The organism is Janthinobacterium sp. 13 (assembly GCF_002749695.1).
Lineage (GTDB): Bacteria > Pseudomonadota > Gammaproteobacteria > Burkholderiales > Burkholderiaceae_D > Janthinobacterium > Janthinobacterium kumbetense.
In genome coordinates this window covers 3757329-3769839 of sequence record NZ_PEEQ01000001.1, presented here as the reverse complement: position 1 = coordinate 3769839, position 12511 = coordinate 3757329, and the positions used below count along the sequence as shown (strand labels likewise).

Genomic DNA, 12511 nt, shown 5'->3' with positions numbered 1-12511 from the left:
CGTTATGCGCGCACGATGGACACGCCGCCATCGGCCAGCAGGGCCGTGCCGGTGGTAAAGCTCGATGCATCGGATGCCAGGGCCTTCGTCAAGCCGATCACGCCCGCCTTGCTGGCCGCATACGCGCCATGCCGGACATACCCAGCGTTTGGCCGACGAAGGTCGAGGTAAAGATCAGCGAGCCGCCGCCACGCGCCGCCGCATGCCCGATATCCGAGCTGGCTCACGTGATGATGGCGACCTTGTTTTCCAGTTGCAACATTTGATTCCCCTTCAAGTGCTTAAAAGGGAAAGATAGGCCGGCAAGCCAGGCGCGGCACGCCGCTTCTTGCGCTGGAATCGGCGCCTCCAAGGACTCTCCATACTTGTGCAAAACACCCGCCAAGCATAAAACTTGCCAGATTGTGACAAATCAGTGATAATGCGTCTCGCGTTGCCGGGATGGCGGAATAGGTAGACGCACGGGACTCAAAATCCCGCGCTGGAAACAGCGTGCCGGTTCGATTCCGGCTCCCGGCACCACAGAACACATCAAAGTAGTACCGATAAAGCCATTAAATCCAATACAATCAAGGATTTAGTGGCTTTTTTCTTACCTGATCATTCCGATTACCCCCAATAAAAACTGATAGGCGTTACGCCAAATTTACGCCTTGATTACGCCAAAGTGGCGAGATCATTGCATCATTCAGAAAAAATCAGGTGGCTGGCGCGCAGAAATCGCCGCGCTCGGTACCCGGAAATCAGAGACATTCAGTACTAAGGCAGAAGCCGTTGCATGAGCGGCCGAACGGGAAGCACAACTGCGCTGCGGCGATGCTGCCGGCATCGTCGCAGGCAAAACCTGCCTACAGGCATTTGAACAGTACCGCGATGAGGTCTCGGCCCACAAGAAAGGGGCGCGATGGGAAACTATCCGGCTTTTCGCAATCGCAAAGCACATTGTCGCCGACAAGAAACTGGGCGACTATTTGGTTGCGGAAATTACCCCGGACATCCTGGGGCAATGGCGCGAAATGCGGCTTCAAACAGTATTGGGCTCAACGGTCAATCGCGACCTCAACTTGATCTCACATGTTTGCACGACCGCGCGCCGCGAATGGAATTGGGCCTCGAAAAGCCCTACAGCAGATGTCCGTCGCCCTAAGGACCCGCCGCCGAGGGATCGCCTCATCAACCAGGATGAGATTGACCGTATATGCCTGGCACTTGCCTATGATGGCAAGATCACCAATGTATCTGGCGTCGCAGCAGCAGCATTTTTGTTTGCGATTGAAACGGGTGGCGGTCTGGGGAGATTCTCCGCCTCACGCCCGAACGCATCACTGACTCGATTGTGCATCTCCCTCGCACAAAAAACGACAGCAAACGCGACGTCCCACTTTCAATGCGCGCGCTTGAAATCCTTAGCGAACTACCTGTACCTACGGCCAGCTCCCCTTACTTCAACGTGACCGATGAAAGCCGAGACAGCCTTTTCAGAAAAGCGGTTACTCGTGCCAGCATCAAAGGTCTTACCTTTCACGACGCCAGGCATGAAGCCATCACAAGGCTGGCTAAGAAGTTAAATATTCTCGAGCTGGCCAGGATGGTCGGCCACAAGGACATTCGCCAGCTGCAGGTGCATTACAACGAGACAGCCGCTGAAATAGCAAAAAAGCTTTGACGTAGACGCGCGTTCGATCGCCGCCGAATCCTACAAAAAATCTTTAGAATCAAATAGTAATCAGAAAATGCAGTCATTAATCTAGGTGTTTTGGGCTGCTTAGACTGCTGAATAACAATGCAACGATGCCTTTCTTGCATGATAATATCTTAGTTCCTAATCAGATTTCAAGCACGCCGGCGAAAATGCAAACAACCACGCCTCAAGTGAAAAAAATAAAATCTTGCGTTTTTTGCAAAAAATCTGCTCCCGAGGTAAAGATGACTCGCGAACACGTTTTAAGAGCTGCCTTCGTAAAACTTTTGCCAGGTTGTACAGGTACTGTCTTAGACCAACTTACTTTTGATAGAAATACCGCTGAACCAACACACAAAAAAAAGCGCATTCCGCAGTCCTCATATAATTTTACAGTTAATGATGTCTGTAAAATATGCAATGAAGGTTGGCTGAATGTCAAGGTTGAGATTGCCGCCGAAAAATTTCTCTTTCCCTTGATTTTAGGAAACGAAATCGAGCTACCAAAACAAGCCACAGATATTTTAGCCCTATGGGCTGCAAAGACTGCTGTAGTGCGAAGTCTTATCGATGCGAAGCCTTTTGCCGTACCGCCTGAACATTTTTCATGGATCAAAGAAAATTTAACGCCTCCCCCGTCTACATTCGTCTGGTTAGGCAGGGCTGAATTTACGCCTTACTCTTGGACTAGACAGCGCAAATTCATCTTGCAACACGATGAAAATTTTGCACGCGCACACATGACAACTATTGTCATTGGTCATGTAGCTTTCTACATATTAGGTTGTGGCAATAATTTTTGGGAAGAAGATTTTATGTCTACTATTTCTTATCTAAACGGCCACCCGATTTTTCAAATTTGGCCTTCGACGAATGCAACACATTTCAATAAATTGCCCGCTTTTGGACGTGCGAAAATTAAGGATTTGAGTAGCACTAGATTAAATTCATTAGGAATGCCTTCTACTGAGACTCTTCAAGCGATTAAAGACTGATGAAGCAATAGCGTATTCCCCCTAAGAAGATAGAGAGGAATATAAAAAATTATCGCCAAATGTTACGCCTCTTTTCTCGTTTACTGAATCCGCTTCTCAACATGTAATTTTGACAACACATCACCTCGAACCGCTGAGTCAAACACTCATTCCATTACGGACTTCACTGGAGAATTATCATGCTAACTTATGCTACGGCAAATCGCGCCCCAAGCATACATTTTGAAGCCCTGCCAGAAGAAGAACATCGACACAGTCATTCAATCTGTAGTGAACTTCATGCCCTATCAAGCTACATAGTTGAATTTGAGTCGAGCTTGGCATTGTTCGAGGATGTGACTGAGCGCCTTTTCAACGTTTATGCTCGCCCCCCTATTGAAGATAGAACGCGTTTAAGAGATATAGAACGCTTACATCATTGGAGGAAGGTCGCGGCACAAGATTGTGCAATGACAATTTTCCATTTTGGAAGTGCCAGATTAGGAATTCACACAAGTTTAGGCGAGTCCAAAACTATGCGTACTATGATGGATGCTGCCTTGCTAAAAAAAGCCTCCAAGGCCTTTGCGGAGTATTTTCCCGACTATCAGCCTATGCGAAATGGCATTGCACACGCAGAAGAAAAACACATGACTGATAGAGATATGGCAAAAAATGTATCGATCGGCGATCCAATTAGCAACGCGATCAATCAACTAAGGGGATTATCTTACTCTTGGGGCCAAATTGGATTAAGCTCGTCAAAAGGCTCGCTATCTGGAGGATCATTAACGGATTCGGTCTTGTCGATCAGCAATAATAATAAAATGCATTCGCTAGAAATTTCAAAAACCACATTAGGTAAGCTTAGCGAAATTAGAGAGCTTTATTTTGACGCTTTCTTCACTATCGAAGAAAAGTCCAGAAATGCCAGAAATGCACTGCACGCAGCGGGACAACCAAGGTAGGTTTATCTTGCGAATACTTTGGGCAGTCCCCCCCCCCAACTAGTGGTGTATCGCGGTATGCGGTTTTCCAACAACATTGCCCAGCGCCTGACCAGGCCAGCAGAGCCAAGGTGCACAGTATCTCGTCTGAACCGTTCATTCAGCGCATCTAACGCGGCCATGGCACGTACCGAGCGTGCACGATCCAGGGCCGCATCAAACAAGACTCCCTGGCGCTGGGTATTCCGCTGCAGATCCATCAGCATAATCCCGGCTTTCTTGTACTTGAACCCATCGCGGAAGATTATGGCCAGGCCGTGCAGCGCGGCGCAGGCCAGGATTCGATTATCGGCACTGGGCTCCTCCAGGGGGATGGTAATGCCATTGCTGTATTGCTCGTCTTTTTCACGAAACCGGTTCGTTTGCACGAAAACATGAACGGCGCCGCACAGGAAGCGCTGGCCGCGCAGCTTCTCGCCGGTGCGTGCCGCATAGGTGGATATCGATTCGCCCAGCTCGGCCGCCGTCATGACCATGGAGCCGAAGGAGCGCGACGACACAATCTCCTCGCGCGGCGGCGCCACCTCTTCCAACTCCAGGCAGGAAATTCCACGCAGCTCATTGCACGTGCGCTCGAGCACGGCACCGAAATGTGCCCGCATGATGCTGCCTGCCTTCATTCCCGAAGGCCATCCGCCTGCCGACATCAAAGGGCCGTGCGCAGCCCCTGTACAATGCCAAAGAGGTAATCGCGTGGGCACAATCGTATCGCGAGAAAAATTAATTTCGATTACACCAAATTTACGCCAAAGCGCCGGAAACCTGCATGCATATGCGGAGAACGGTTCCTGCCACCCGCACCACCAGACATCGCAACACCAGAAAACAACCACTCATTCTCAGGATCGGGTGGTTTTTTTTCGCCTGATTTTCCACACTTTCACCGCCCCCTCCGTGTCAAATGCGCACCCTGTGCACCCAACTTGCTAGTCACGCGCCGCAGCACCGGCCGCGCAGGCCCTGCAAACGGCGGAAATGGGGTATTTCATGCTGTCAAGAAAATCTTGCATTGCAATAAAAAGATGTGGCTCAAAAGTAAATTAATTTATAGCCAATATTTCATTTTGCCGGAGCAAGCGGCATACTAAGGCCTCAGGCCCTCGCCCACTTTACGGCTCACGTCTGGGCATGCAAGCTGCCGTCATGCCTCGCCGTACAGGATGCTCAATGTCCATAAATTTTTCGATCTTACCTTCCGGTGCCTATGAATTCCCTCTCTGAACTTGCGTCCGCCACGAAGCACAATGACTTTGCCTATTTTCGTGAACTCAATGCGCGGCTGGGAACCCTCAAGGCGGCCAACTATGATGTGGCGTCAAAATGCAATTTGCGTTGCGAAGGTTGCCTGTTCTTCGAAGGCGAGGAAAACGAAGGACACGAAGACAGCCGTTCGCTTGCCGAATGGGATGCCCTGTTTGCCGCCGATGCGGCGCGTGGCGTCACGCTGGCCTACATGGCGGGCGCGGAACCGAGCCTGGTGCCCGACCGGCTGCGTGCGGCCCAAAAATACATCCCGCATGGCATTGTGTTTACCAATGGCACGATACGCTTGCCCGACGATATCTTTTATCGCATCCATATCTCTTCCTGGGGTGTCGATGAAATCGGCAGTTCATTGCGCGCCGGCGACGTGCTGACCAAGGCGATGAACAATTACCGCGACGACCCGCGTGCCGTTTGCGTGTTTACCATTACCTCCCTGAATATCAATCAGATCATGATCATGGCAGAGCTTGCCAACAGTCACGGCTTGCCGCTCACCTTCAGCTATTTCAGTCCCACCACCCGCTATCTGGACAAGCTGGAAAACAAGGCCGATAACGACAAGGCGTATTTCCGCATCAGCAGTGCCACGCAAAGCCTGGCCCTGACGCAAGCCGACTTTGCCCATGCACGCGCGGAAATTGTGCACGCCATGCTGGCCTATCCGGAAACGGTGCAATACTCCCTGCACTATGACGACTGGGTCACGGGCGACAAGCTGTATGACATCGATCCCGTCACCAAGATCGCCAGGAACTGCGGTTTTCGCGTCACCAAGCAAGTGCATGTGCATGTCGATCATCAACCGGGCAAGGGCAAGTGCTGTAGTTCGAATATCGATTGCAGCAACTGCCGCGCTTATGCGATGGGACAATCGACCTATCTGTCGCGTATCCGTGAAGCCGTCAGAAAACCGGAAGAACTCGCCAAATGGCTGGAAGTGCGGGAAATCTGGGCCAAGCTGTTTTTGAACGCCAACAACTCGGCCAAGGCACGCCTGTAATACGATGAGTTTTACCTCGTACTGGTTTGCCCTCGCCTTCCTGCCCCTGTCCGCGTATGGCTATCGCCACTTGCTGTCGACAAGCCATGTCAAGCTGCTGCTGCCGCTGCTGATTTCGCTGGCTTTTTATTACCTCAACGATGCGCACAACCTGCTGCTGTTTTGTGCGTCGATGGGCGCCAACTGGCTGCTCGCCAGCCTGATAGACAGGAACCGCGGGAAAACCCGCTACCTGGCGCTGGCCATTGCGGGAAATTTATGTTTTCTTGCCGCGTACAAGTATGCGAAATTCTTTGTCGTGCCCGGGATGGCGATCCCAGCCTTACCGCTGGGCATCTCGTACTTCACGTTTACGCAAATCGCCTTCCTGGTCGATACGGCGCGGGGACAGGCCCGCAGCACCAATCCGCTCGAATACGCGCTCTTCGTGGCCTGGTTTCCCCACTTGCCTGCCGGCCCCCTGCTGTCGCACAAGGACATGCTGCCGCAATTCCTGGGCGCGCCGGGCACGTCGTCGGCCTTGCATCCGGCGCCGCGCGACTATGCCGTCGGCCTCACCCTGTTTGCCATGGGCCTGTTCAAGAAATCCTGCATTTCCCCCATTTTCCTGTACGCGCAAGGCGACGTTTTCCTCCGCGCGGGACAAGGCGACCCCATCGGCCTCGTCGAGACCTGGATCGCCTGCCTGGGTTTCCTGTTTGAAACATACTATGATTTTTGCGGCTATTCGGAAATGGCCATGGGCATCAGCCGCATGTTCGGCATCCACTTGCCCGTCAATTTCCATGCACCGTTCAAGTCGTCCAGCCCGGTCGAATTCTGGACCCGCTGGCATGTGACCCTGGGTGCCTTCATGCGCGACTACCTGTATCGGCCCCTGACCAGGAAACGCCAGGTATGGCGGCATTACGCAGCCCTGTTCGTGGTGATGATGGCTGTCGCCATCTGGCATGGCGCCACCATTCCGCTGCTGATCTTTGGCATTTATCAAGGGCTGCTCGTCACGGGCAACCACGCCTTGCGGCGCTGGAATCTGGTGTCGCGCAAAGGCGGCAAGCTGCAGCACTGGGCCGGCAGGACCTTCACGCTGGCGGCCATCGGCTTTTCCGTCAGCCTGTGGGCCACGCCCGACTGGCAGGAAGCCCGGCACGTCATGCTCGGCTTGCTGGGTGCCGGGCAGGCAAGCGCCTGGCCTGGAGGTTTTTTCGGCATCACCGCCATCCTCGCCGCCGTGGCATTTAACTGGTCGGCCCCCTCCCTGATCGACCTGATGGCGAAAGAACTCCCCGCCTGGAGCGTGCAGCTGAAAAAGTCCACGACCAGCTCGCTGGCCTGGAAACCCAGCCTGGCGTGGGCGGTAGCAGTCGCCGTCGCGCTGTGCCTGGCACTCATCAATTTGTCCGCTGTCAAAGAGTTCAAATATGCAGGGTTTTAATCAAGACATCCCCATCGCGCGCTTTTTCGCCTGCGTTTTTTTCATTGCGCTCGGATTCGCGCTCCTTGTTGCCGGACTCGTTTTTATCGTCGATCCCTATGCCATCTGGCGGCACCAGTCGAGCCATAAGATCAATACCATCAGACTGGAGATTCCTAACAGTAGCCAGACAAGCGCGGCTGTATTGCGCAGCACGCTGAACCCGCCTGACATGCTGATTCTTGGTTCTTCCCGGGTACGGCGTGGTTTCAACGAAACACTCGCCTCCAGCTTATACGGCGGCAACGTTCAAGTGGCTGGCATCGATGCCCTGCCGCTATCAACAGCCAGGGATCTGTTTTTCACCCTGAGCCAAGAGGCACGCATTCGAAGGCTGTATTTGGAAGTCAATTACCTCACATCCAATGCCTGCGAAACGAAAAATGAAAATGCGGTGACAAAAAATGAGCTCGACTTGCCGTTTCATTATCTGTCGCCCGAGAATGCCGTCATATACAGCCTAAGAACGCTGAAAATAAATCTGTTCCCTCCGCGCTCCTTCGACAGCTATTTTGACAAACAAGGACGTTACTATGACGATCAGGCTAAAGGGGCGACACGTGCAGGGGGAGCGCAAGCACATGAGTCGCGCTTTAAGCAGCTCTTCAAGACGATTGCAAGCGCTTGTCAAAATCATGCAAACAATGCCGCCGATATCAGGGATTTGACGGCCATCTTCCATCTCGCGCAAACCAGGCAGATAGAAGTTATTTTGCTGATTTTGCCTGTTAGCGAAAAATGGCAAACACGTATCCGCCAGGCCGGACTCGTGCCTCAAGCCGCGCAGTGGAAAAGGGAGGTCACCTTGCTCGCATCGCAATTCCATGTGCCTTTGCTTGACTATGAGCTGCGCAACGGTGAAAGTGATCATTCTGACAATATCTCTCCTTCCATGCCCATGTTTTGGGATGAGACGCACTTCTCAAACCGCCTGGGCGACCAGCTGTTACGCGCTATGCTGGACGCCAGCGGCCGCTCTTCCATCCGGCCAAAAATCCCCTGACACCGCAGCCTGCCCTCCAGGCCTGCCTTCACCGCCGCCCACTCCGTATCGATAATGCTGAAACGCACGGAATTGCGCTTGCTCCATCCGCCTATCCAAACGGCCGCACGCCAAACAGCACGCCGTGCAGCCAGAACGCCAGCAGCAGCCACAGCGCACAGCCCGCGCCGACCGCGATCAGGGTGCCTGCCATGGTGCCGCCCTCGTACGCCACTCCGGCCGCGCGGTCGCGTTGCACGGCGGCATACAGATCGATTGACGACCAGACGAGAAAGCCGCCGAACAGCAGCACATCGGCCACATTGCCGTTGGCCAGCAGATGCGCTACGGCCCAGAATTGCGTGCCCAGCAGCATGGGGTGGTGCACCAGGGTCTTGATATGGTTGCGCGGCACATTGGCCGCCGCCAATAAAATCAGCGAGAACAGCATCAGCAGGGCACTGATGTGGCGCAAGCCCATGGGCGGCGACCACAGCACTTGCGGCTGCTGGCGCGCCAGGGCGTAGCCCCAGATGATCAGGCCCAGCCCCACGAACGCCACGAGCGAATACAGGCCCTTCCAGCGCTTTTCGCCGAGGCGCGCCAGCTGGGCGCTGCGCCAGCCGTCAGCGACGATGCGCACCGAGTGCAAGCCCAGGAACAGCAGCAAACCGAGTATCAGCACCGTCATCGTCCACTCCCCAGTCCATATCCTCTATCCAGCATACCCGACATCATGGCCGGCGGCGTCCGCGCAGATCAACGTTCTTCGCGATAGTAGTCGCAGCCCTCGAACGTGGTGCGCAACGCCTGCTGCAGCTGGGCGTAGCGCTCGGGCGTCAAGTTGAAACGCACGTCGATCTGGCCGTCGTCGTCCATCTGCATGGCGGCCTCGGCATCCATCTGCACGGACAAACGGGTCGGATGCAGGATGACGGCGTGCATGTGGCCGTACCAGGCAAATTCCTGGCCGCCATATTCGATGTAAGGCTCGTCCATGCCCATGGCCACGTCCTGCTCGTCATACTCGTCGGCGCGCTGCAACATCAGGTAGACGGGCTCGCCTTTGCCGGCTGGCGCGGCCAGGGTGGTGATCAGGGCGTCGTCTTCGTTGATGACGGACAACTCGGTGGCGGTAAATCCTGCGGACATGGCGTGCTTTCAACAAATATGGGGATGGCGCCACCATAGCGCAAAAGCGGCACGGACGACATAGGGCGCGATGAATAAAGCCTGCCGTCACGAAAATCCATCGCCGCCTATAATTGCCGCTCCAAACTATTTCTACAGGAGACCGCCTTGACCGCAGCATCGCCCTACACCACCCGCCTGGCCATCCCATCCATCGCCACCTACCAGCACCTGCGCGTCACCGCCGGCCTGAGCGCGAAAACCACGGATGCCGCGGCCAGGGGCTTGCCGAATTCCCTGTTTGCCGTGCAAGTGCTGCATGGCGACGAGGTGGTGGGCATGGGCCGCATCATCGGCGATGGCGGCTGCTTCTTCCAGGTCGTCGATATCGCCGTGCTGCCGGCCCACCAGGGCAAGGGATTGGGCAAGCTGATCATGCGCGAAATCCGCCAGTTCATCGATCGCGACGTGCCGGAAAGCGCGTATGTCAGCCTGATCGCCGATGGCCAGGCGCAAGACCTGTACGCGCAGTTCGGTTTCAAGCACACGGCGCCCGCCTCCGTCGGCATGGCGCTGAAGCGCTAGGCGCCCGATGCCGGCCTGGCTGCTGTGCACCATGGCGCTGGCGCTGCTGTTGAGCGCCGCCGCCTGGCGCGCCGAGCGCGTGCGGCAAAGGCGCGGCCGCACGACGCGCTGGCTGTGGCTGGCGGCCATCGCCGCGTCCGCCATCGTGCCCCTGGCATGGCTGCCCGGCGTGCTGGCGGCCATGCCGGCGGAGCAGGCGCAGCTGAAACTGGGCTGGTTCATGCTATCGAGCGGCATGCTGATGCTGCTGGCGCTGCGCAGCGTCTGGCTGCTGTCGCACCAGCGCCGTTGGCAAAAGAGCACCTTGCTGGACACGCCCGTCTTCCTGAGCGGCGGCATCGGTCCCTGCGTGGCGGGACTGCTGCGGCCGCGCATCGTGATGCCCGTCTGGCTGCGACTGATTTCGTTCCAGCAACAGGCGCTGCTGCTGGCGCACGCCCAATGCCGGCTGGCCGCGCGCGACCCGCAGCTGCTGGCCGTGGCGTACGCCTTGATTATTCTCATGCCGTGGAATGTGCCCCTGTGGTGGCAGCTGCACCGGCTGCGCTTTGCCATCGAAGTCGATTGCGACGCGCGCATGCTGGCGCAGGGCCACGCGCCGCGCGACTATGCCATCGTCCTGCGCCAGCACGGCCAGTATTATTCGGGCTTGACGGGCGCCTCGCCTATCGTGCTGATCGACCCGCGCGCACTGCGCCGGCGGCGCCGCCTGATGGCCAGATTTACCCGGGACCGGACGGCGAACTTGCTATAGTAGCGGCAACGCCGCGCAATGCGCCTGCGCCACCGGCTTCCCCTTCAGAAATCAGAGAGATACCATGCTTTACCTGCTTGCCATCGTGATCGTCATCGCCCTGCTGTACTACGTCTTCAGCGGCCGCACGCCCGCCAAACCGCTGCACAAGCCGCTCATGTCGGTGCGCCAGTATGTGCCGGCGATTCCTGCGGGCGCACCCGCGCATCACTGGACCGATGAGGGGCGCTTTGCGTCGGAAGTGGAAAACGAATCGATGTACCAGCCCGCCATCGCCAAACTGGCCGGCGAGCATGGTCCCGGCAATGCGGAAGAGAAATGCCTGGCCCTGCTCGTCTGCGACGATGCCAACCCGTTCCAGGACAAGGCCATCGCCGTCTTCATCGACGGCCAGCTGGTCGGCTACCTGTCGCACAACGACGCGCTGCGCCTGCGCCGCAACCTGGGCCGCATGGATCTGGTGGGCCAGCTGACCTCGTGCGACGCCGTCATCCGCGGCGGCGGACTGTGGAATGGCAAGCGCCTGTCGTATGCCGTCTGGCTGGACTTGCAGCCCTACAACTAAACGCTATCCCGCGCGCGCCAGCCTGACGGCGCGCGTGGCGATAAAACTGGGCAGGTATTTTTCAATTTCAAAGCGCGGGTGGGGATGCATTTCCTCGTGGTAACCCGCCAGCATGAAGCCCGCCGCCAGCTGGCCGCCGATCTGGCTGTCCAGGCCGTGGCCGAAGATCAGTGCCTCGCCCCTTTCCATGCGCGCCGCCAGCGCATCGGCGTCCATATCCTCCACATCCGAATACGGCAGCACGAAACGGGGCCGTATCAAGCCCTGTTTTGCCCATTGCGGATCGCGGTCGCCGATGAACACGGCCGGGTTGAAGAAACTGCTCAACAGCACGCCACCGTCCGCCAGCACGCGCGCGCATTCGCGCCACACGGGGGCGATATCGGGCACGTACTGGTTCGACACGGGATGGACGATGACATCGAAGCTGGCGTCGGCGAAGCAGGCCAGGTCGCGCATGTCGCCCTGCACGATGATTAACTGCAAGCCGTCGCGCTCGGCCACCATGCGGTCTTGCGCCAGTTGCTGCTCAGACAGATCAAAGACGGTCGCATGTGCGCCGGCGGCCGCCAGCACGGGCGCCTGTTGCCCGCCGGCGCCGGCCAGGCACAGGATGCGCTTGCCACGCACGTCATCCAGCCAGCCGGCCGGCAAGGGGCCGGGCGTCAGGTGGATAAGCCACTGTCCGGCGCGCGCCGCCGCGATGGTGGCGCTGTCGACGGGCTGCGACCAGGGACTGTTCCGGGCCGCCTGGGCATCCCAGGCTTGCTGATTATGCCGCAAGAAGTTGTTACCTAAAGGCATCGTCATCCTTTCAGAAAAAAGCAGGACGCGAATGTAGCATGACGCCTGGCGAGACGTCGCACTTTGCAAAAAAACCACACAATTCCTGATGGAAACTTCTTCGTCCGCACCGCCATTCCCTTGGTGCGGCGAGGCCTGCGCCCCACTTTTCCGCCTGCGCACGGCTTGCACGACAGAGAAAATAATTACAAATAAGATATTTGTTTCCAGAAATCTGGTAAGGTCATTTGCATCGGCCACCCGCAGCGATGGCCGGCCCCGATCCTGTTTTCAGCGCCACGACGCTCT

General features: G+C 56.6%; 12 protein-coding genes, 1 tRNA gene and 2 pseudogenes. 10 read left to right on the top strand and 5 right to left on the bottom strand.

Annotated elements, in window-relative coordinates; all coding sequences use genetic code 11:
- Nucleotides 1-2 precede the first annotated feature (2 nt).
- Nucleotides 3-223 (bottom strand): annotated as a pseudogene (locus CLU94_RS16530) (SDR family NAD(P)-dependent oxidoreductase); the annotation flags it as partial.
- A 212-nt stretch (nt 224-435) separates the two neighbouring features.
- On the opposite strand from CLU94_RS16530, the gene CLU94_RS16525 reads away from it, so the two are divergent.
- The 4 genes and pseudogenes from CLU94_RS16525 to CLU94_RS28075 all read left to right on the top strand — a co-directional run bounded on the left by CLU94_RS16525 (nt 436) and on the right by CLU94_RS28075 (nt 3623).
- Nucleotides 436-522 (top strand) — tRNA-Leu (locus CLU94_RS16525).
- A gap of 769 nt (nt 523-1291) precedes the next feature.
- A pseudogene (locus CLU94_RS16520) lies at nt 1292-1666 on the top strand (tyrosine-type recombinase/integrase); the annotation flags it as partial.
- 134 nt (nt 1667-1800) lie between these two features.
- Nucleotides 1801-2676 carry a hypothetical protein gene (locus tag CLU94_RS28080; protein ID WP_143451443.1) on the top strand — a complete coding sequence of 292 codons (876 nt, stop codon included), beginning with the start codon at nt 1801-1803 and terminating at the stop codon, nt 2674-2676.
- A gap of 179 nt (nt 2677-2855) precedes the next feature.
- Nucleotides 2856-3623: a hypothetical protein gene (locus tag CLU94_RS28075; RefSeq protein ID WP_143451442.1), complete on the top strand. Its 768-nt coding sequence runs from the start codon at nt 2856-2858 to the stop codon at nt 3621-3623.
- A gap of 2 nt (nt 3624-3625) precedes the next feature.
- On the opposite strand, the gene CLU94_RS16515 is transcribed toward CLU94_RS28075, so the two are convergent.
- Nucleotides 3626-4282, bottom strand: coding sequence for a DinB/UmuC family translesion DNA polymerase (locus CLU94_RS16515; RefSeq protein ID WP_180278682.1), 657 nt, complete (start codon nt 4280-4282; stop codon nt 3626-3628).
- A 584-nt stretch (nt 4283-4866) separates the two neighbouring features.
- Between CLU94_RS16515 and CLU94_RS16510 the strand changes: the two genes are divergently transcribed.
- The 3 genes from CLU94_RS16510 to CLU94_RS28070 are packed head-to-tail and all read left to right on the top strand — an operon-like array spanning nt 4867 to nt 8405.
- The gene (locus tag CLU94_RS16510; protein ID WP_099666398.1) at nt 4867-5928 is read left to right on the top strand and encodes a radical SAM protein; all 1062 of its coding nucleotides are present in this window, start codon (nt 4867-4869) and stop codon (nt 5926-5928) included.
- 4 nt (nt 5929-5932) lie between these two features.
- A complete protein-coding gene (locus CLU94_RS16505; RefSeq protein ID WP_099666397.1) occupies nt 5933-7363 on the top strand; it encodes an MBOAT family O-acyltransferase in 1431 nt (476 codons plus the stop codon).
- A complete protein-coding gene (locus CLU94_RS28070) occupies nt 7350-8405 on the top strand; it encodes a hypothetical protein (protein WP_143451440.1) in 1056 nt (351 codons plus the stop codon). The genes CLU94_RS16505 and CLU94_RS28070 overlap by 14 nt, the downstream gene beginning before the upstream one ends.
- Nucleotides 8406-8496: 91 nt before the next feature.
- On the opposite strand, the gene CLU94_RS16490 is transcribed toward CLU94_RS28070, so the two are convergent.
- Both CLU94_RS16490 and CLU94_RS16485 read right to left on the bottom strand, forming a co-directional pair.
- A complete protein-coding gene (locus CLU94_RS16490; protein ID WP_099666395.1) occupies nt 8497-9075 on the bottom strand; it encodes an NnrU family protein in 579 nt (192 codons plus the stop codon).
- 68 nt (nt 9076-9143) lie between these two features.
- A complete protein-coding gene (locus CLU94_RS16485) occupies nt 9144-9536 on the bottom strand; it encodes an Imm10 family immunity protein (protein ID WP_099666394.1) in 393 nt (130 codons plus the stop codon).
- Between the two features lie 147 nt (nt 9537-9683).
- On the opposite strand from CLU94_RS16485, the gene CLU94_RS16480 reads away from it, so the two are divergent.
- The 3 genes from CLU94_RS16480 to CLU94_RS16470 all read left to right on the top strand — a co-directional run bounded on the left by CLU94_RS16480 (nt 9684) and on the right by CLU94_RS16470 (nt 11419).
- Complete coding sequence (locus CLU94_RS16480) at nt 9684-10100, top strand: GNAT family N-acetyltransferase (protein ID WP_180278681.1); 417 nt, start codon at nt 9684-9686, stop codon at nt 10098-10100.
- Between the two features lie 7 nt (nt 10101-10107).
- Nucleotides 10108-10854 carry a M56 family metallopeptidase gene (locus tag CLU94_RS16475; RefSeq protein WP_099666393.1) on the top strand — a complete coding sequence of 249 codons (747 nt, stop codon included), beginning with the start codon at nt 10108-10110 and terminating at the stop codon, nt 10852-10854.
- A gap of 64 nt (nt 10855-10918) precedes the next feature.
- On the top strand, nt 10919-11419 hold the full coding sequence (locus tag CLU94_RS16470) for a hypothetical protein (protein WP_034780522.1): 501 nt from the start codon (nt 10919-10921) through the stop codon (nt 11417-11419).
- 3 nt (nt 11420-11422) lie between these two features.
- Here CLU94_RS16470 and CLU94_RS16465 read toward each other — a convergent pair whose 3' ends face one another.
- Complete coding sequence (locus CLU94_RS16465; RefSeq protein ID WP_218965303.1) at nt 11423-12229, bottom strand: class I SAM-dependent methyltransferase; 807 nt, start codon at nt 12227-12229, stop codon at nt 11423-11425.
- Nucleotides 12230-12511 lie beyond the last annotated feature (282 nt).